General features: G+C 27.2%; 19 protein-coding genes. 3 read left to right on the top strand and 16 right to left on the bottom strand.

Going from position 1 to position 20215, the window contains the following annotated elements; genetic code table 11:
- Positions 1–127 precede the first annotated feature (127 nt).
- Together HMPREF1092_RS03270 and HMPREF1092_RS03265 are read left to right on the top strand one after the other, a co-directional pair.
- The gene (locus HMPREF1092_RS03270; RefSeq protein WP_002597177.1) at positions 128–742 is read left to right on the top strand and encodes a 3'-5' exonuclease; all 615 of its coding nucleotides are present in this window, start codon (positions 128–130) and stop codon (positions 740–742) included.
- 82 nt (positions 743–824) lie between these two features.
- Positions 825–1010, top strand: a complete 186-nt coding sequence (locus HMPREF1092_RS03265) for a hypothetical protein (protein ID WP_002597176.1) — start codon at positions 825–827, stop codon at positions 1008–1010.
- A gap of 42 nt (positions 1011–1052) precedes the next feature.
- On the opposite strand, the gene pflA is transcribed toward HMPREF1092_RS03265, so the two are convergent.
- The 16 genes from pflA to HMPREF1092_RS03185 form a co-directional block, all read right to left on the bottom strand.
- The gene (pflA, locus tag HMPREF1092_RS03260; RefSeq protein WP_002597175.1) at positions 1053–1757 is read right to left on the bottom strand and encodes a pyruvate formate-lyase-activating protein; all 705 of its coding nucleotides are present in this window, start codon (positions 1755–1757) and stop codon (positions 1053–1055) included.
- A 66-nt stretch (positions 1758–1823) separates the two neighbouring features.
- Positions 1824–4052 carry a formate C-acetyltransferase gene (pflB, locus tag HMPREF1092_RS03255; RefSeq protein WP_002597174.1) on the bottom strand — a complete coding sequence of 743 codons (2229 nt, stop codon included), beginning with the start codon at positions 4050–4052 and terminating at the stop codon, positions 1824–1826.
- Between the two features lie 192 nt (positions 4053–4244).
- Complete coding sequence (gene pyrE, locus HMPREF1092_RS03250; RefSeq protein ID WP_002597173.1) at positions 4245–4919, bottom strand: orotate phosphoribosyltransferase; 675 nt, start codon at positions 4917–4919, stop codon at positions 4245–4247.
- A 27-nt stretch (positions 4920–4946) separates the two neighbouring features.
- Complete coding sequence (locus HMPREF1092_RS03245) at positions 4947–5843, bottom strand: dihydroorotate dehydrogenase (protein WP_002597172.1); 897 nt, start codon at positions 5841–5843, stop codon at positions 4947–4949.
- A 13-nt stretch (positions 5844–5856) separates the two neighbouring features.
- Entirely contained in the window at positions 5857–6591 is a 735-nt protein-coding gene (locus HMPREF1092_RS03240) for a dihydroorotate dehydrogenase electron transfer subunit (protein ID WP_002597171.1), read from the bottom strand.
- Complete coding sequence (gene pyrF, locus HMPREF1092_RS03235; protein ID WP_002597170.1) at positions 6591–7475, bottom strand: orotidine-5'-phosphate decarboxylase; 885 nt, start codon at positions 7473–7475, stop codon at positions 6591–6593. The genes HMPREF1092_RS03240 and pyrF overlap by 1 nt, the downstream gene beginning before the upstream one ends.
- A gap of 8 nt (positions 7476–7483) precedes the next feature.
- Positions 7484–8680 carry a dihydroorotase gene (locus HMPREF1092_RS03230; RefSeq protein ID WP_002597169.1) on the bottom strand — a complete coding sequence of 399 codons (1197 nt, stop codon included), beginning with the start codon at positions 8678–8680 and terminating at the stop codon, positions 7484–7486.
- 14 nt (positions 8681–8694) lie between these two features.
- Positions 8695–9117: an aspartate carbamoyltransferase regulatory subunit gene (locus HMPREF1092_RS03225; protein ID WP_002597168.1), complete on the bottom strand. Its 423-nt coding sequence runs from the start codon at positions 9115–9117 to the stop codon at positions 8695–8697.
- Positions 9111–10040 carry an aspartate carbamoyltransferase gene (pyrB, locus tag HMPREF1092_RS03220; RefSeq protein ID WP_002597167.1) on the bottom strand — a complete coding sequence of 310 codons (930 nt, stop codon included), beginning with the start codon at positions 10038–10040 and terminating at the stop codon, positions 9111–9113. Before pyrB ends, HMPREF1092_RS03225 begins: the two co-directional genes overlap by 7 nt.
- A gap of 210 nt (positions 10041–10250) precedes the next feature.
- Entirely contained in the window at positions 10251–11228 is a 978-nt protein-coding gene (locus HMPREF1092_RS03215) for a TDT family transporter (RefSeq protein ID WP_002597166.1), read from the bottom strand.
- 119 nt (positions 11229–11347) lie between these two features.
- Complete coding sequence (locus HMPREF1092_RS03210; protein ID WP_002597165.1) at positions 11348–12124, bottom strand: serine hydrolase; 777 nt, start codon at positions 12122–12124, stop codon at positions 11348–11350.
- A gap of 131 nt (positions 12125–12255) precedes the next feature.
- On the bottom strand, positions 12256–13356 hold the full coding sequence (locus tag HMPREF1092_RS03205) for a 6-phosphofructokinase (RefSeq protein ID WP_002597164.1): 1101 nt from the start codon (positions 13354–13356) through the stop codon (positions 12256–12258).
- A 372-nt stretch (positions 13357–13728) separates the two neighbouring features.
- Complete coding sequence (locus HMPREF1092_RS03200; RefSeq protein WP_002597163.1) at positions 13729–14589, bottom strand: undecaprenyl-diphosphate phosphatase; 861 nt, start codon at positions 14587–14589, stop codon at positions 13729–13731.
- A 107-nt stretch (positions 14590–14696) separates the two neighbouring features.
- Positions 14697–15833, bottom strand: a complete 1137-nt coding sequence (locus tag HMPREF1092_RS03195; protein WP_002597162.1) for a hypothetical protein — start codon at positions 15831–15833, stop codon at positions 14697–14699.
- 62 nt (positions 15834–15895) lie between these two features.
- Positions 15896–16870 carry a type I phosphomannose isomerase catalytic subunit gene (locus tag HMPREF1092_RS03190; RefSeq protein WP_002597161.1) on the bottom strand — a complete coding sequence of 325 codons (975 nt, stop codon included), beginning with the start codon at positions 16868–16870 and terminating at the stop codon, positions 15896–15898.
- Positions 16871–16961: 91 nt separating this feature from the next.
- Positions 16962–18668 carry a tetratricopeptide repeat protein gene (locus HMPREF1092_RS03185; RefSeq protein WP_002597160.1) on the bottom strand — a complete coding sequence of 569 codons (1707 nt, stop codon included), beginning with the start codon at positions 18666–18668 and terminating at the stop codon, positions 16962–16964.
- Positions 18669–18855: 187 nt separating this feature from the next.
- Here HMPREF1092_RS03185 and HMPREF1092_RS03180 point away from each other — a divergent pair, with 187 nt between their 5' ends.
- Positions 18856–20214, top strand: a complete 1359-nt coding sequence (locus HMPREF1092_RS03180; protein WP_040413606.1) for a Mur ligase family protein — start codon at positions 18856–18858, stop codon at positions 20212–20214.
- Position 20215: the final 1 nt, after the last annotated feature.

Raw genomic sequence — 20215 nt, 5'->3', positions numbered from 1 at the left:
TCTCTAATGTTAATTTTCAACTTTAATTCTTATTAGTTTAATCAGATTTAATAAGAATTAATCTTCTTACTGTTATTATGTAGATTTTAATGTATAATTATAATATAAATTTTTTTGGAGGCATAAAATGAAATTACTTTTTTTCGATACAGAAACAACTAGTATTAGACCAGGACATATATGTCAATTAAGCTACATAACTGTAGATACATCTACTAAACCACAAACTACAAAAGGGAAAAATTTCTTTTTTACAGTTGATGAAATGGATGAAGGAGCTGAAGCAGTTCACGGCTTTTCTCTTGAAAAACTTTATGAGCTTTCAAATGGAATGTATTTTGATGATTTAGTACAAGAATTTGTGGATGACTTCTTTGAAGCTGATTTTGTAATAGGCCACAATGTAAATTTTGATATAAAATTTATGCAAAGCGAACTTCTTCCTATGGGTGCTGATTATGTTCCTAAAGATACATTCTGTACAATGGGATACTATAAAGATATATGTAAGATTTTAAAACCAAATGGAACTTTTAAAAATCCTAAACTTGAAGAAGTAGTTAAATTTTTAGGAATAACTGATGAACAAATAACTAAAAAAGCAAATGAACTATTTGAAGGTAGTGGAAATTATCATGATGCTAGATTCGATACAGCTGCTACTTATCTTTTGGTTATAGAAGGGTTAAAGAAAAAAATAATTCCTCATGGATACTTTACTAAAAAATTAAATTATAAGTAGTAATTCATACTTTCTATTTCTTGTAATATCCACTTAAGTAAATTATAATTAAATTAAAGAGGGTTTACAGGGAGGTAATTTTATGAATTATCAAAAAAAAACTGCAATGTTTTTTATTATTAGTATAATATGTTTAACATATGTTTTTTACTGCTTTACTAATAGTATTTTAGCTGGATTAGTCATATCAACTTTTGTTTCTATATTTCTCTTCTATGATCCGAAGAAAATAAAAGAAAAAAGAGAAAAAGAAGCAAATGAAATATAATATTAGTATAATTTAAAGGGATTAAGTTTATTTTCTTAATCCCTATTTTAATAATTCTTCGTATTCTTTTATCTTTTCTTTATCCATACCTTTAACACCTTCTAATGGATATTTTATTCCCATAGTAGTATATTTATTTACACCAAGTAAATGATATGGTAAAAGCTCTATCTTTTCTACATTATTTATTTTTTTAATAAATTCTTTAAGTTCTAATATATGTTCTTCTCCATCTGTAAGATTAGGTACAACAACATGCCTTATCCAAACTTTTGTATTATTTCTATTTAAAGCTTCAATAAATTTCAATGATTCATCCATTTCCATTAAAGTTACATTTTTATATCCTTCTCTAGTTACATGTTTTATATCAAAAAGAACTAAATCTGTATATTTTAAAATTTCATCATACTCTCCAAGACCAACACCTGAAGTATCTAAACATGTATGTATTCCTTCTTCTTTACATCTTTTTAAAGCTTCTATTAAAAATTCTGGTTGTCTTAATGGATCTCCACCTGAAAAAGTAACTCCTCCACCAGATCTTTCAAAATAAGTTTTAAATCTCTTTATCTTATTTACTATTTCTTCTGGAGTATATTCTTTTCCTCCTTCAGTTACCCATGTATCTGGATTATGGCAATATTTACATCTTAATGCACAACCTTGCATAAACACTATAACTCTTATTCCTGGTCCATCTACAAGTCCCATTGATTCAATTGAGTGTATTTTACCTTTTAACATTTAAAATCCTCCTAATTCTATATTTTAAAAATATCCTCTACCTTATGGTAGAGGATATTTATATAATTATAAGCTTTCGTGGAAAGTTCTGCTTATTACTTCTAATTGTTGATTTCTAGTTAATCTATTAAAGTTAACTGCATATCCTGAAACTCTAATAGTTAATTGTGGATATTTTTCTGGGTGATCCATAGCATCAATTAAAGTTTCTCTATCAAATACATTAACATTTAAGTGATGTGCACCTTGTACAAAATAACCATCTAAAATTGAAACTAAGTTATTTTTTCTTCCTTCTTCTTCTTTACCTAAAGCTCCTGGAACAATTGAGAAAGTATTTGATACTCCATCTTCACAAGTTGGATTGTATCTAATTTTAGCAACTGAGTTTAATGATGCTAAAGCTCCATTTTCATCTCTTCCATGCATTGGGTTAGCACCTGGTGCTAATGGTTCTCCTGCTTTTCTACCATCTGGAGTTGAACCTGTTTTCTTACCATAAACAACATTTGAAGTTATAGTTAATATTGATAATGTGTGTTTAGCATTTCTATATAATGGATGTTTTTTAAGCTCTGTTGAGAACTTTTCAGTTAAATATACTGCTAAATCATCTGCTCTATCATCATCATTTCCATATTTAGGGAAATCTCCTTCAATATTAAAATCAACAGCTATTCCTTCTTCATTTCTTATAGGAGTTACTTTTGCATACTTGATTGCACTTAAAGAGTCTGCTGCTACTGAAAGTCCAGCAATACCAAATGCCATTAATCTACCTACATTAGTATCATGTAAAGCCATTTGTCCTGCTTCGTAAGCATATTTATCATGCATATAGTGAATTACATTCATTGTATCTACATATAGCTTAGCAACATATTCTAAAACTTTATTGTAGTTAGCTCTAACTGATTCAAAGTCTAAAACTTCATCTTGAATTTTTTCAATTCCTGGAACAACAAGAGTTCCTTTCTTTTCATCTACTCCACCATTTATAGCATATAATAATGCTTTAGCAAGATTTGCTCTAGCTCCAAAGAATTGCATTTGCTTACCAACTTGCATTGCTGAAACACAACAAGCTATAGCATAATCATCTCCATATATTGGCCTCATAACTTCATCATTTTCATATTGGATTGCATCTGTCTTAATTGAAATTTCTGCACAATATGTTTTAAATCCTTCTGGTAAATTTGGAGACCAAAGAATTGTCATATTTGGTTCTGGAGCTGGTCCTAAATTAATTAATGTATGAAGATATCTAAATGAGTTTTTAGTAACTAATGATTTACCATTAACCCCCATTCCTCCAATTGATTCAGTTACCCAAGTTGGATCTCCTGCAAATAAATCATTATATTCTGGAGTTCTTAAATGTCTTACAAGTCTTAATTTAATTATTAATTGATCAATTAATTCTTGTGCTTCACTTTCAGTTAAAGTTCCAGCTTCTAAGTCTCTTTCTATGAATATATCTAAGAAAGTACTTGTTCTACCAAATGACATTGCAGCACCATTATTTTCTTTTACTGCTGCTAAATATCCTAAATAAACAAATTGTACTGCTTCTCTTGCATCTTTAGCCGGTTTTGATATATCTATTCCATAAGTTAATGCCATGGCTTTAATTTCAGCTAAAGCTCTAATTTGCTCACTAACTTCTTCTCTTGATCTTATTAACTCATCTAGCATATCCCCAGTTAAGTTATCTAAATCTTTTTTCTTTTCTTCTACTAAGAAATCTATACCATAAAGAGCTATTCTTCTATAATCTCCTATGATTCTTCCTCTACCATAAGCGTCTGGAAGTCCTGTTAAAAGACCTGCGCTTCTTGCAGCTCTAGTTTCTTTAGTATAAGCATCAAAAACTCCTTGGTTATGAGTTTTTCTATAAGCATTAAAATATTTATCTATATTTTCATCTAATTCATATCCATATTCTTTTAATGAAGTATGAACCATTCTCATTCCACCAAATGGATTTACTATTCTTTTTAATGGAGCATCTGTTTGTAAACCAACTATTACTTCATTATCTTTATCAATGTATCCTGGTTCATAGTTATTGATTCCTGACACTTTATCAGTAGCAACATCTATTATACCTTTTTTTATTTCTTCAACGATTAAATCGCTTGAAATTTTCCATACCTTTGAAGTTTTTTCTGATATAGGTGCTAAGAAACTTGAGTCCCCTTTATATTCTTTATAGTTCTTTTGAATAAAGTTTCTTACATCAATTTTTTCTTGCCAGCTACCTGACTTAAATCCATCCCATTGTTTAAACATTAATTGTCGCCTCCCATATATTACAAATAAGTCTATGAGTAAACGTGTCTGATAAAAATTTCAATTCAAAGAATTATTTTCCATAAACTTTTTTCATTAACAAACACTTTGTCCCACAAATCAATTTTAAAACAAAAATAACAAATTGTAAATTTATTTTTACAATTTGTTATTTTTTTTCAACATTCCTATTTATTTTGATCCATATTCTTTATAATAGGCATCTATTCTTTTTAATATTTCTTCATCTAATACTTTCTTACCATCAATTTCTTTTTCTGAAAGATACTTTATTACTTCTTTCATTGTAACTATTGCACAAGTTTTAAATCCAAATTTTTCTCTTATTTCAGATAAAGCAGATTTTTCTCCTTTTCCTCTCTCCATTCTATCCACAGAGATTATAAGACCTTTAACATATACATCTCCTTGTTCTTTTAAAATTGGCATCGTCTCATATATTGAAGTTCCTGCTGTAGTTACATCTTCAACAATAATAACTTTATCTCCATCATTTATTTTTCCACCTAAAAGTATTCCTTTATCTCCATGATCTTTTATTTCTTTTCTATTTGAACAATAATCAACATCTATATCATAAAGATTTGAAAGAGCTATTGCTGTTGTTACTGTTAATGGAATTCCTTTATATGCTGGTCCAAAAAGTAAATCATATTGGTCTCCAAAATTTTCTTTTATCGCTTTTGCATAAAACTCTCCAAGTCTTTTTAATTGACTTCCTTTTTTATAATTTCCCGTGTTTACAAAGAATGGAGTTTTTCTTCCGCTTTTTGTAACAAAATCTCCAAATGTTAATACTCCACACTCAATCATAAAATCTATAAACTCTTTTTTATAATTTTCCATCTTAGCTCCCTCCAATTATTTTATTTATTAAATAATTCCTATTATTTCATTTATATCTTTTATTCCTTCTTTTATTAAGAAGTTTTCAATTCCTTCAATTATTTCTTTACCAGCCATAGGATTAGTAAAATTTACTGTCCCTATTTGTATTCCAGTAGCTCCAGCCATCATAAATTCTATTGCATCTTCCCATTTTTCAATTCCGCCTAGACCTATTACTGGTATATCTACTGCTTTAGACACTTCATGTACCATTCTTAATGCTATTGGCTTTATAGCTGGCCCTGAAAGTCCTGCATAAACATTATTAAATACTGGCTTTCTATTTTTTATATCTATTGCCATTCCTTTTAATGTATTTATAAGGGATAAAGAATCTGCTCCTGCTTCTCTACATTTAATAGCCATTTGTACAATATCTTCTGCATTTGGTGAAAGTTTTACCATAAGAGGCTTGTCTGCTATTTTTTTTATTTTACTTACTACTTCATAAGCTACTTCACTTTTTATTCCAAAAGCCATTCCACCTGATTTTACATTTGGACATGATATGTTTAATTCAATCATATCTATATCAGTTCCTCTTAATTTTTCAATTGCCATTTCATAATCTTCTATAGTTCCTCCACCAACATTTGCAATTATATTAGTTCCTAACTTCTTCATTTCTGGCAATTCATATTTTATAAAGTGGTCTATTCCTGGATTTTGTAATCCAACAGAGTTCATCATTCCACTTGGAGTTTCATATACTCTTATCCCTGCATTTCCTTCTTTAGGATTAATAGTTAATCCTTTTGATGAAATTCCTCCAAGTATTTTTACATCATAGAAATTATTGTACTCTTGTCCAAATCCAAAAGTTCCTGATGCACCTATTAATGGATTTTTAAAATCTACTCCATTTATGTTTACCTTTAACATTTAACCACTCCTTTTAAAATTCTACATAATTTCCATCAAATACTGGCCCATCTTTACAAGTCCTTTTAAATCCTTCTTTAGTTTTACATGTACATACTAGACATGCACCCACTCCACATGCCATATGCTTTTCCATAGAAATAAAAACTTTAGTATCTTTTTCTTTGCATATTTCAACTACTTTTTTCATCATTATTTCTGGCCCACAACATAAAACTAAATCATATTCTTCTGGTTTTAAAAGATCTGTCACAAATCCTTTATGTCCTACACTACCTGTATTTGTTGAAATATTAATTTCATCTACATATTCCTTAAATTCATCTAGAAGATAAACTTCATCTCTAAATCCAGCATATAAATCTAATTGTTTAGCACCATTTTTATTTTTTATCTCTTTTGCAACTTGAAGCATTGGAGCTATCCCAATTCCTCCTCCAACTAAAGCAACTTTATCTAAATTAAATTCTAAATCAAATCCATTTCCTAAAGGTCCTGTTAAAGTAATTTTTTCTCCTTTTTTCATAATTGAGAAATCTCGTGTTCCTTCTCCTACCACTGCATATAAAAATATTAAGTTTTCTCCTTCTTTTTCACATATACTTATTGGTCTTTGAAGAAGTTTATTTTTACATTTAAGCATATAAAATTGTCCTGCTTTTATATTTTCTTCTTCTTTTACAACCATTTTATATATTCCATTTTGTATTTCTTCGTTACTTAATATTTCTACTTCTTTGAATTTCATTATAAATTCCCCCTGTTTAATACAGCCATTTTTATTTCATCTCTCATTCTTATTGCCTCTTGCCTAGCACATTTTGCATAGTCTTTTTCATCAGCCCCATTTTTTCTATATGCAAGAAGTATTCCTCTTGAAGAATTTACTACTCCTCCATTTCCATTATTAAGATACATCGCTACATCTTCTGCTTTTCCTCCTTGAGCTCCATACCCAGGTATTAAAAAAAACATTTCTTTTAAATATTCTCTTATTTTTGCTCCTTCTTCTATATGAGTACATCCAATTACTCCTCCCATTGGTGTATATCCGCATCCACCTATAAATTTCATTCCTAAATCTAAAACTTTTTTTCCTACAACATCATATACATTTTTCCCATCTTTATCTTTTATATATTCAATATCTTTTGCACCTTCATTAGATGTTCTTACAAGACTGAATATTCCTTTATCACCTTTTTCTATATATGATATATAAGGCTCTATACTATCCATTCCCATATATGGATTTAATGTTATAAAGTCTGCTTCAAAATCTCCTTCAAAGTGAGCTTTTGCATACATTTTAGCTGTTGCAGCAATATCTCCTCTTTTTATATCTGCTATTGTTATTAAATCTTTTTCTTTAAGATATTTTAATGTATCTCTATAAGCTAATAATCCTTCAATTCCTAATGCTTCATAATAAGCTATTTGCACTTTAAAACAGCTTGCAACATCTTCAGTTGCATCTATAATTCCTTTATTAAATTCAAAAATAGCTTCTCTAGCTGATTTACTATTCTTTATAAATTTTGGAATATAATCTAGCGAAGTATCAAGTCCTACACATACTACTCCTCTTTCTTCTACTCTTTTATATAATTTATCAATAATTCTACTTCTCATATATAACCCTATCCTTTATATAAAATTTCACCATTTTTTATTGTCATTTTTACTTCACCAAAAAACTCCATACCTTCAAAAGGTGTATTTTTTCCTTTTGACTTAAAATTTTCTGAATTTATTTTCACTTTTTTATTTAAATCTAGAACAACTACATCTCCATCCATTCCTATGCTAAGCATTCCTTTATTCATTTTAAGTAATTCTGCTGGATTCTTAGACATTAATTCTGATAACTTATTAATTCTTATAACTCCGTCTTTAACTAACTTTGTATAACATATAGGAAAAGCTGTTTCTAGTCCAACCATGCCTGGTGCACCTTTTTTCTTATCTTCTTCTGTATGAGGAGCATGATCTGTTCCTATACAATAAACATCACCATGTTTAATTGCTTTTAAAAGAAAGTCTACATCTTCTCTCTCTCTTATAGGTGGATTAACTCTATAATCATTTATATCTTTTGTTAAAGCTATGTGATGTGGTGTTACTTCGCAAGTTACATTTACCCCATCACATTTTCCATCTATTATATATTTCATTGCTTCTTTTGTACTTACATGACACATATGAAGTTTTGCTCCTGTAACTTTTGCAAGAGTTATATCTCTCCATGTCATCATATTTTCTGCAAGTCTCATATCAACTCCTGAAAATTCTTTTGTTTCCGCATGAGACATTACAACCCAATCATTTTTCTTTGCAATTTTCATAGCATCCATCATTATTTTTGAATCCGCTACACCAACTCCATCATCAGAAATTGCTTTTATTCTCTTATCATTTTCAAAAGATTCTAAATGCTCAATAGTTTGTCCATCAAAATTCTTAGTTATAGTTACACATTGATGAATATCTACTAATCCTAATTCTGATGCTTTTTCATTTACATAATCTAATACTTCTTTGCTTGAACAAATAGGTTTTGTATTTCCCATTAAACAAACTCCAGTATATCCACCTTTTAAGGCTGCTAATGATCCTGTTTCTATATCTTCTTTATAAGTAAAACCTGGATCCCTAAAATGTGCATGACTATCTATAAAGCTTGGCATTACAACTAATCCATTTACATCTATAGTTTTTACATCTTCTTTTTCTATATCTATTCCAAGCTCTTTTATTTTTCCATTCTCTATATATAAATCTCCAATAAAGTTTTGATTGCAATCAATTAAGTGAGCATTTTTTATTAATATATTCATCCTAAGAATCCCCCTTATAATCTATTTATATGGTCACAATATTCACATCTGTAATTTCCTTTTTCTTTATCTACTAATATAAAGCTTTGAGGAACATATCTCTCATCTACAGTTATGCAATTTATATTTGTACATTTCATTTTATTTATAACTTTTGTAGGTAATTCTGGTCTGAATTTATTTTTTATCTTTCCATTCTCTATTTCATTTATTGTTATATTAGGTGATATCATAGCTAGAATGTCATAGTCTATTCCTTCTTTTAATTCCATTTTTATAATATCTTTTTTACCCATTCTAAGACTTTCAACATTCATTATTAAAGCTACATTAAGATTTGTTTTTTCAAGTTCTAATTCATTAAATATTTTCATTCCACATCCAGCTTTTATGTGATCAATTACAATTCCATTCTTTATAGTTGTTATTTTTAACATTCTTCCACCCCCAAAAGCTTACATATAAGAGCCATTCTTACATACATTCCAAACTCGGCTTGCTTAAAGTATGAAGCTCTACTATCATTATCTACTTCCATATCTATTTCATTAACTCTTGGAAGTGGGTGCATTACTATCATGTCATTTTTTGCTTTATCCATTTTTTCCATATTTAATATATAACTATCTTTAAGTCTTAAATATTCTTCCTCATTAAAAAATCTTTCTTTTTGTATTCTAGTCATATAAAGTATGTCCAATTCTTCTATAACATCTTCTAAAGCTTCTACTTCTCTAAATTTTATATTATTTTTTTCTAAAACTTGTTCTTTAATATAATCTGGAACTTTAAGCTCTTTTGGTGATATAAGAATAAATTCATTTCCTTCATATCTAGACATTGCTTTTATAAGAGAATGTACAGTTCTACCAAATTTTAAATCTCCACATAATCCTATAGTTTTATTTTTTAAATTTCCTTTTAGATTTTTTATAGTTAAAAGGTCTGTTAATGTTTGAGTGGGATGTTGATGCCCTCCATCTCCTGCATTTATTACTGGAACTTTTGAATAAAGACTTGCTACTCTAGCAGCTCCTTCTTTTGGATGTCTCATTGCGATAACATCTGAGTAAATTGAAACCATCTTTATAGTATCTGCTAAAGTCTCTCCTTTTGATGCTGAACTTGAATTTGGTTCTGAAAAGCCTAATACATTTCCTCCAAGTCTCATCATAGCTGATTCAAAGCTAAATCTTGTTCTTGTACTAGGTTCATAGAAAAGTGTGGCTAAGATTTTGCCATCACATATTTTAGAATATTTCTTAGGATTTTTTATTATTTTTTCTGCTAAACTAAATATTTCATCTAGTTCTTCCACTTTAAAATCCATTGGATCAATTAAGTGTCTGTTTATTAACATTTCTATCACTCCTTTTTAACCTCTCAGTGTTAAAATTAAAGGTATTTATTTTATTAAAAAACGCCTTCCTTTTGTAAGGAAGGCGTAGTAATTCCACATTAAAAGATTCTATCTAACTTCCTTACTCATCTCTCGGATGAACTTAAAGGTTTTTTATCTTTTCTGTAGGATACCATGTTAAACATAATATGTCAATATTTTGTTTATATATTAATTTTCAGTTTTTAAATTTTCTTTATTATTTTTACTATTAATTATAGCTTTTATAAATAATATTAAAAAATTGATTATTAAATAAGCTATAACAACAGTTGATATTACTAATTCTGCAATTCCTGCTCCTCTAAGAATTACACCCCATGTACTATATCCCATAAAATCTGCAAAGTTCGCTACTCTTAAAATAGCTAAATTACTTATTGCAAGAGGGAAAGTAAATGCAGCTAATATACCATCAAATTTTTTATTGAAACATCGTGGCATTTTTACATATACACATATTAAATTAAAAATTGATGTTACAAATAATACACCTAATAAATAAATATTAGGATTATCTGTTAAAGCAAAATATCCTAATATGCAAAGGCTTGCTGGAGCTGCTAAAACTCCAATTGTAGCCATGTCATTTTCTTTAATATCTCTTCTTTTAAATAATCTATAAAGTACAAATGGCCAAGCCACAAAATACAGCACTAGTCCTACTAAAAATAATATTTTTGATACAGTAGGATATCCCATATCTTTTCCTGCAATAGTTCCTGTTATCATTCCAACTAAAATAATAAACCAACTTGGAAATAAATATTCTAATTTAAAATTTCTTGCTCTAAAACCTAAGAATATTAGGAAAATGGCTGCATGTACTACTACAGATATAATCCAAAGTACTTTTCCTAATAAAGGTGAAATACTATATGTAGATGCAGATATTAAAAACAATGTCATATCAAAAGTTGGATAGAAGCTTCCTGCTATAGGATTTTTAAGTTCTTCTACAATTTTGTTTGGATAAAATATTCCTCTTAAAACCATTAAATAAATTGCTATTATAGCAAAAATTAATGCTACTGATTTTATATATGTAAATCCTAAATTATCATAACAATTGCTTAAAGTTATGAATCCTAAAGCTGTTCCACACATACCTATTGGATAGTTTTCTATTTTTCTTAATAAACTTCTCATTTGTTACCTCCTATCTGTTAATTATTTTAAACTATTATTATAATTTTTTAAAGAACATTTTTATTAAAAAAAATAGATACAGATAATTTTATCTGTATCTATTTTAAATTAAATATATTTTAATTCCAATTATTCATTATACTATCCCAAGCCATCTTTCCACATTTAGCTAAGGTAACTGTCCCATATACGCTGTTTGGAATATCTTGGGACAATACTGTAAATACAAAATTTCCTTTAGATAATTGTATTAAAGCTGTATCATTCTCGACTCCTTTTTTATCTCCAGTCTTACTAGAAATTTCATATTTTAGATCATCTGGAATATATAAAGCAAGTTTATTTTTTATTTGTTGTCTTCTTAATATATCTATAAGCATAGTACTATTTTTCTCATTTAAGAATGTTCCATTATAAAGATGTTTCCAAATGATTCCTAAATCTTTAGATGACGTAAAGTTTTCAATTTCTACTTTACTACGCTCATCAGCCGTCTTTCTATTTAAGACAGTATTTTTTAATCCCATTTCTTTTATATCTTTATTTATTTTATCTATACCTACTATATCTATTATTTTATTAGCTGCTGTATTATCACTCTGTATAAGCATTGCAACTAACAATTCAAATATAGTATAATCTCTTGAATTAAATTCATGAATAATTCCAGTACCATAAACTTTATCATCTACATCTATATTTACTTTATCTAAAAAAGTTACATTGCCATCTTCAACATCTTTTATAAGTGAAACTGCAATAGGTAATTTCATACAACCTGCACTTACCATTTGAACGTTTTCATTGTATCCATATGTGAAGCCACTAGATAAATCTTCAAAATAGAATGAATACATACCAATTCTTGATTCTAAATATTTTTTTATCTCCTTCATAATACCCTCCAGCTCTAAAAATTATCTGTCCTATATTTATTATAACATATTTTCAGAAATTTTGAACTATTTAAAAAATTTGTTATATAAAGGCAAGAGTTTTAATCTTGCCTTTTTTATATATTATGATATTAATCTCCAAAAGAAATTCCTATTGCTTTTGCAGTTTTTACAAGTTCACAATCTTTTTCTACATTTTTAGTTTTTTGACCAATTACATTTTCTAAACTATCATAAGATAATTTATCCCCTTTTAAGCAAACCATATTTCCAAATAGCCCTTTTTCAATTAATTCTACTGCTCCAACTCCATATCTTGTTGAAAGTATTCTATCATAAGTTGAAGTATTTCCACCTCTTTGGACATGTCCTAAAACTGTACATCTAACTTCATTTTCTTTTATTATTTTCTCTAAATCTTCTGCAAGTTTATTTCCTATTCCACCTAATCTTATTGGATCTGGGCTATCTTCTACAATTTTAGATACCACTACTTCTCCATCCTTAGGCTTTGCTCCTTCTGCTACGGTAATTATAGTAAATGGTTTTCCCTCTTCTTTTCTTTCATTTATTTTATCTACAATTTTATTAATATCATATGGTATTTCCGGAAGTAATATTACGTCAGATGAACCAGCTATACCTGATTCTAATGCTATCCATCCTGCTCCTCTTCCCATAACTTCACATATCATTATTCTATGATGAGATTCTGCAGTTGTATGTAGCCTATCTAAAGCTTCAGTTGCAACATCTATTGCAGTATTAAATCCAAATGTAACATCAGTTGATGCTAAATCGTTATCAATAGTTTTAGGAACTCCTATAACTTTTATTCCTTTTCTTGAAAAATCTCTAGCTGATGTAAGTGTTCCATCTCCACCTATTACTACTAATACATCTACACCTTCTTTTTTAAGATTTTCAACTGCGACATCTGAAACATCTTTTTTAACTTTAACTCCATTTTCTTCAACTTGATAATCAAATAAATTATCTTTATTTGAACTATAAAGTATAGTTCCACCTCTATGAAGTATTCCTGATACATTTTCTAAATTAAGGTTCACAAAATCATTATTATAAAGACCTCTATAACCAAATTTATATCCGATTACTTCTAATCCATGATTTAAGATAGCAGATCTAGTAACTGCCCTTATTACCGCATTAAGTCCAGGACAATCTCCACCTCCAGTTAATAGTGCAATTTTTTTTACACCGTTATTCATTCTACAATTCCCCCTTATACCCAACTGTTTTTCAAATATTCTGACAATTGTTTTTAAAAATTTTAACTATTCACCACATATAAAATTTGGTAATTTTAGAAAAATTTTAATTTTTATTCTCTTTTTATAATACCATATTTATCCTTTTTATAAAAGTTATTTTTTACTTTACTCTTTATATTTAAATATTATTTTTCTAAACACTTTTACAACTATTTTCCAATAGTTTTCTTAATAATACTTATAACTTTTTTTCTTGAAAATTATATGTTTTATGTTTTATAAATATTCATTTTAAATATAAATTGCTTTAATTACTAATTTTTTTATAAAAAAATAAATCTAGTTAGATAAACTAACTAGATTTATAAATTAAAGTGCTGGTAAAGTTATAATCTTAGCAAATACAAGAGCTGCAAGTAATATACCAACTATTATTCTGTAAATCGCAAATACTTGCATTGGTTTCTTCTTTAGATAAGAAACAAACTTATCCATAACTACTAAAGCAACAATAAATGCTACTACAAATCCTACTGCTAAAGCAATCCACATAGAAGTATTCATTATTGAAAAATCAAATTTAAATAAATCTAATCCTGTTGAACCAACCATAGCTGGAATTGCTAAGAAAAATGAAAATTCTGCTGCAATTGGAGTTGATAATTTTGCAATCCATCCACCCATAATAGTTGATGCACTTCTTGACATTCCTGGCCACATTGCAAAACATTGAGCTATTCCTACTATAAGCGCTTGCTTTGGAGTGATTTCATCTATATCTCTTGCTTCTGGTTTCTTTTTTCTATAAATATTTTCAATTATTAAAAGTAATATACCACCAACTATAAATCCAACTATAACAGACTGTGGATTGAAAAGTCCTTTTATTGCATCATGAAGTAAAAATCCAACAAATGCTGCTGGTATTGAACCAACTATCACATTTATTCCAAATCTAAAACCTGTTTTTCCTTCTCTACCTTTTGTAAAGATATATTTGAAGAATTCTACTATACTGCTACTGATTTTTTTCCAGTATAAAACAACAACTGCAAGTATTGCCCCTAATTGTATTACTACTGTAAACATATCAGCAAATTCTCCTCTAAAATCTATAAGGCTTCCTGCTAATATCATATGTCCAGTAGATGATACAGGAACAAACTCAGTCATCCCCTCTACTATCCCAATTACAATAGCTTTAAGTATTAATATAAAATTTATCCCCACTTATTTTCCCCCTACTTAATTTTTTATCTGACTATTAAATTATAATTCTTGAACAAAATCTTGTCTATATTAAATAAAATTTCAAATTATTTTTATTAATTTAATATTTATTTTTCTCTATTTATTTCTATTGTTGAATTTATATCTTTTCCATTTTCTGAAATTTGAATTTTATTTAATCCTTTTTTTAAAATTATTTCTGTATATGAATCATTTATATCTTTAAATTCACCATCATCTAACTTTAATTTATATTTTTTAATCACTTTTCCATTCTTAAATGAACCAAGAATAAATTTATTTTTTTCTATATCTAATTCTTCTTTTGTAAGATTTTTATCATCTTCATCCAAAGCTTTTTTCATAAGAATTATATAAGTATTCTTGTCATCTTTTTTATATTCATTCCATGGTGATTTCTCATATAAAAATCCGTTTTCAGTAAATATTGTAGGTGGTAAATATTCTCCTTTTGAAAGTAAATCTATGTCTTTATTACTTTTAATATATGTTATAAAACAATTACTCTCTTTTCTTTCTACTGTATTATCTATTGGAATAGTATAAGAAGAAAGATATTCTTTTATATCTCTTTTATAATCTTTACTTTTATAATTACCATAAAAATGATAATCTTTTCCCTTTTCCTCTAAAAGCTCTATAGCTCCTAAAGGCTTATCACCCTTTTTCAAATATCCTCTTTTCTCAAAATCAATAAGTATCCATTTATTAAACTCGGGACTCCAATATTCGACTACATAATATTCTGGATTTTTTTCAAATTGAGGTTTTTCTTTTTTAAATATTCCTATTCTACTTTCATATCCTAATGCTAAAATCAAATCTCTTTGAATTATTGCTGAATCCCTTTTAGATATTTTTCTTTTATTTGCAGACTTATTAGTTAAAATATCATATCCATTTAAATATTTTGTTTCCTCAATATCATCACAATCACCAATATTTTTTAATATATCTGTTGTTTTTAATATTTTATCTAATTCATCATCTTCCTTATTACTAATCTCTTTTACAGAATAAGTTTCTTCTAATTTAGTTATTTTCTCATTAATTTTTGTTTTATCTCTTATATGCTCATAAAATATTTTTATGCTTTCTTCATTATATAAATTATCAAATTTAGTAACCTTAATTCCTTTCTTATCTTCAAAACTATTAAAATATATAACTCCTAATGCTAGAATGATTACTACTAAACATATCTTCCTTATTTTTTTTCTCATATTTTCTCATCCCCCAATAAAGTTTTTATAAAAATAGGGCTATTATTAAATAGCCCTATTTTTTACTTTATAACTTCATTTAAAATTTTATTTTTTTCTTCTTCTATATCTGGTACATAACTTTTTAGTAAAGTAAATTTTCCTTTTAATTTATACTCTCCTAAATAAGCAGGTATCAAGAAACTATCACCTTTTTTAATATTTAAAACTTCTCCATTTCCTTCTACTACTCCAGCACCGTCTACACATGTAAATAAAAAGAATCTATTTCTATCACTTTCTTCAATTACTTCTTTATCTATTTCATATTTTTGAATTGTGAAAAATTCTCCTAAACAAAGAATAGTTTTATCATATCCTTCTTTATGAATAGTAATACCTTTAATATTTTCACTTTTTAAATTAAAGTCTATAACATCTAATGCTTTTTCTACATGGATTTCTCTTCCTCTATTATAATCATATACTCTATAAGTAGTATCACTATTTTGTTGAATTTCAGCTATTACTACACCTTCACATATAGCATGAACTAATCCACTTTTTACATAAAACATATCGCCTTTTTTTACATTTATCTTATTTAGATATGGACTTAAATTTCCATCTTTTAATGCTTGTTCAAAAATTTTTTTATCACAATCTTTAGTACCAACAATTAATGTTGCATCCTCTTTTGCATCTACAACATACCATGCTTCAGTTTTTCCTAAATCATTATCTTTCACTGCGTATTCATTATCTGGATGAACTTGTACTGATAACTTATCATTTGAATTTATAAGCTTTATTAATAAAGGAAATTTTCCTGTATTTAATTTGTCACCTAAAACTTCTTTGCCATATTTATAAATAAGCTCATCAAATTTCATTCCTTTAAGTCTTCCATTTTCTATAACACCAGTACCGTTTCTATGACATGCAATATCCCAACTTTCTCCTATAAGTCCATCTGGAACATTATCTCTAAAATTTTCAAAATCTCTTCCCCCCCAGATTTTATCATAGTATAAGTTTTCAAATCTTATTGGATACATTACTATACACTCCTCTTCTTTAACTGTTTAACAATCTCTACCATTAACTATATTATTTTTTCGAATATTTTTTGTTATTTTTAAGCTAAAATTATATTAATAGTTCTAAATTTTCAATTTCAAAATTATCACTATCTGAATTTTGTACTTCTTCATATGTTTTATTTATAAGAGATTGATTTTTAAGTATTGTTTCTTTTAATTTTAATTCAACATTGTCATTTATCATATCTTTTGCTGAATCAATATTTTCTTTTGCTCTAAATATATTTTTTTCATATCTAGTATAATAAACAGCAGCATTATTTAATGCTTTTATATTATCATTATTTAATTCATATGCTTTTCTAATATTTTTTATAGCTTCCTCACTATTTTCAGTTTCTAAATAAATTACTCCTAAGAAATTATATAAATCACTATTTTCTTTATCTATATTTATTGCATCTTCTATTGTATTTTTTGCTACAGAAACATCTTCAAGATTGGCTTCTAATATAGATTTATTTATGTGATTACTAGCATTATAAGGTTCTAATTTACTCGCAATTTTATAGTAATTATAACTAATTAAAAGTTCTCCTTTTTCTTTATAATAATTAGCTATTTCTTTTATTAATTGAACACTATACGGACTTTTTTCTAGCCCTTCTCTTAAATAAGTTCCTATAGAATCTGCTATATTATCACTATTTTTAAGAGCCTCTGAAAATAAAACACCATATGCTTTTCCAAAATTTTCATTAAATTCTATTGTCTTATTTCCATAATGAATTCCATCTTCTATATTTCCATTTTTTATATTCATTCTTGAAAGAACATATGCACCACCATAAGTTTCATTGTACTCTTCTTCTATCTCTTTTAGCAAGATACTACTTCTACCTTCATCAGAATCTTTTTCACTTACTTGCAACTCTAATACTTTCTTTAAAAGAGATTCATCTTCTATTTTATTTATTCTAATTATTGAATCATCATGTAGCTTTTCATCATATAAATTTATTTGTGCTAAAAATATATTATTTATACTATCCTTTTCATTTTCTTCTAAAAAATCTCTTAAATTTTTATTTTCACTATGTTCCTTTAATATAGCTAAAATATTTACATTAGTATTATCTTCTTTATATGCTATTTTTAATAATTCAATAGCCCTTTTATAATCTCCTGAAATTAAGTATAATTCCCCAAGTTCACTTAATTCATAACTATCTTTTTTATTTATATCTATTGAATTTAAAATTTCTATAGCTTTTTCATACTCTCCATTAGCCAAATAAGCTGTTGCAAGAGTTTTTTTCAAATTTTCATTATCACTATATTCATCTAAAAGTAATTCTCCAAATTCTATTCCTCTTGAAACTTCACCATTCATAATATATGTAAAGCTTATGTCATTAAGCAGTTTAGCTACTTCCTCTTTGTTTTTTAATTTTCTATTTTCATCTAATGAAATTCTACTTTGAATATACGCCTTTTCAGCTAAAGAATTAGACTCTAATATATCTCCTTTCACTGCTTGAATTTTACTTTGTTTCATAAGTGAAATTGGCCAATCTTCTTTTTCTTCTTTCTTCTTTAATTCTTTTATTGCTTCATCGTAATTTCCTTCATAATAATTTCTTTCTTCTTCATTTAATACTAAATTTGTATCCTTTACATCCTCTGTAGAATAAACTTTACATATATAAGCAGTTAAAAATGCAAATATACATACTCCTGATATTGTAAATACACTTTCTAAATACGGCTTTTTCTTAATAAGATTTTTATAACCCTCTATAAAATTACTCATAACTCCCCCTATTTTCTCCTTATATTATTCATATTATCAAAATTTTGTTAATAATTCTACACTTAATAAGTTTTTAATGTTTATTTTAATTGAAATCTATATACATAAGAGTTAATATATATTTAGATTTTAAAAAAATAAACATATTTTTTTATTATTAATGGTAATACTTATTAAAGTAAGGACGGTGAATATTATTAATATAAAATCTATTATAAGCATACTTGCAGGTAAATTAGTTCTTTTCCTATCAAAGAACTTTTTAAAAGGTGGAAGTACTTTTCCTGGAAGAGTTGCTTTAAAACTTGATAAAAAAATATTAAAAACTGTAGCTAAAGATTATAAAGTTGTACTTATTACAGGAACTAACGGAAAAACTACTACAACTAGTATGATTTATAACATATTAAAAGAAAGTGGTTGTAGAGTTATTACTAATAATACTGGTGCTAATATGTATGCCGGAATAGTTGCTTGTTTTGTTGACAATTTTAAATTTGGTAAATCAAATAAAAGAGCTTTTGCAATAATTGAGGTTGATGAAGCCAATGTTAAATTCATAACTGAACATATAAAGCCAGAACTTCTTACTATCACTAACCTATTCCGTGATCAATTAGATAGATATGGTGAAGTTTATACAACTCTTTCAAAAATAATGGAAGGTATAGTAAAAACTCCAAAAACAAAACTTATTTTAAATGGTGATGAATCTCTTTTAGGAAATTTAGATATTCCTAACGAAACTTCATTCTATGGATTTTCTGTTCCTGTAAAAGAGGGAGTTAAACTTGATGTAAATGCAGATGCTAAGTTCTGTAAGTTTTGTAAAGCTCCTTATGAATATAACTACATAACTTATAACCATCTTGGAGATTTTTATTGTCCTAGTTGCGGATATAAACGTAGTCCACTTAAATATTCAGTAAAAGAAATATTAAACTTAGAAACCGATAGTTCAGAGGTTATGATTAACGAAGATATTGTTAAAATAAGCCAAGCTGGTGTTTATAATATTTATAATGGGCTTTGTGCATATTCTATGGCTAAAGAATTAGGTATGCCAACTGAAGCTATCCTAAAATCTTTAAGTAAACAAGATTCTAGCTTTGGTAGACAAGAAGTTATAAATATTGAAGATAAACAAGCTAAAATTATACTTGTTAAGAATCCTGCTGGATATAATCAAGCACTTGATACTCTTTGCTTAAACAAAAAAGATTTCTCATGTCTTTTCATGCTAAATGATAACTATGCAGATGGTAGAGATGTTTCTTGGATTTGGGATGTTGACTTTGAAAAACTTAATACTCTACCTATAAATGATGTATTTATTTCTGGAATGAGAATGTATGATATGGCAGTAAGACTTAAAATTGCTGGTTTAAATGAAGAAAACTTTAAAATTGAAGCTGATTATGAAAAACTTACTGAAATGATTAAAGCTTCTAAAGATAATAACTTCTATATTCTTGCAACTTATACTGCTATGATAAATTATAGAAAGTATCTTCACTCAAAGGGATACATTCAAAAACTTTGGTAAG

The sequence above is a fragment of the Clostridium thermobutyricum genome, from assembly GCF_000371465.1.
GTDB lineage: Bacteria > Bacillota > Clostridia > Clostridiales > Clostridiaceae > Clostridium > Clostridium thermobutyricum.
Note: the sequence above shows the minus strand (reverse complement) of the source record. Positions and strands in the feature narration are given on the sequence as shown.

Coding starts and splice junctions, on each gene's coding strand:
- pyrB (WP_002597167.1), bottom strand. CDS start 10,040: ATGTTAATAAACAGACACTTAATTGATCCAATGGATTTTAAAGTGGAA.
- HMPREF1092_RS03225 (WP_002597168.1), bottom strand. CDS start 9,117: ATGTTAAAAATAACAACTATAAAGAATGGAATTGTAATTGATCACATA.
- HMPREF1092_RS03245 (WP_002597172.1), bottom strand. CDS start 5,843: ATGTTAAAGGTAAACATAAATGGAGTAGATTTTAAAAATCCATTAATA.
- HMPREF1092_RS03210 (WP_002597165.1), bottom strand. CDS start 12,124: ATGAAGGAGATAAAAAAATATTTAGAATCAAGAATTGGTATGTATTCA.
- HMPREF1092_RS03215 (WP_002597166.1), bottom strand. CDS start 11,228: ATGAGAAGTTTATTAAGAAAAATAGAAAACTATCCAATAGGTATGTGT.
- pyrF (WP_002597170.1), bottom strand. CDS start 7,475: ATGAGAAGTAGAATTATTGATAAATTATATAAAAGAGTAGAAGAAAGA.
- HMPREF1092_RS03240 (WP_002597171.1), bottom strand. CDS start 6,591: ATGAAATTCAAAGAAGTAGAAATATTAAGTAACGAAGAAATACAAAAT.
- HMPREF1092_RS03190 (WP_002597161.1), bottom strand. CDS start 16,870: ATGTATCCAATAAGATTTGAAAACTTATACTATGATAAAATCTGGGGG.
- HMPREF1092_RS03265 (WP_002597176.1), top strand. CDS start 825: ATGAATTATCAAAAAAAAACTGCAATGTTTTTTATTATTAGTATAATA.
- pflA (WP_002597175.1), bottom strand. CDS start 1,757: ATGTTAAAAGGTAAAATACACTCAATTGAATCAATGGGACTTGTAGAT.
- HMPREF1092_RS03205 (WP_002597164.1), bottom strand. CDS start 13,356: ATGAATAACGGTGTAAAAAAAATTGCACTATTAACTGGAGGTGGAGAT.
- pyrE (WP_002597173.1), bottom strand. CDS start 4,919: ATGGAAAATTATAAAAAAGAGTTTATAGATTTTATGATTGAGTGTGGA.
- HMPREF1092_RS03270 (WP_002597177.1), top strand. CDS start 128: ATGAAATTACTTTTTTTCGATACAGAAACAACTAGTATTAGACCAGGA.
- HMPREF1092_RS03195 (WP_002597162.1), bottom strand. CDS start 15,833: ATGAGAAAAAAAATAAGGAAGATATGTTTAGTAGTAATCATTCTAGCA.
- HMPREF1092_RS03185 (WP_002597160.1), bottom strand. CDS start 18,668: ATGAGTAATTTTATAGAGGGTTATAAAAATCTTATTAAGAAAAAGCCG.
- pflB (WP_002597174.1), bottom strand. CDS start 4,052: ATGTTTAAACAATGGGATGGATTTAAGTCAGGTAGCTGGCAAGAAAAA.
- HMPREF1092_RS03230 (WP_002597169.1), bottom strand. CDS start 8,680: ATGAATATATTAATAAAAAATGCTCACTTAATTGATTGCAATCAAAAC.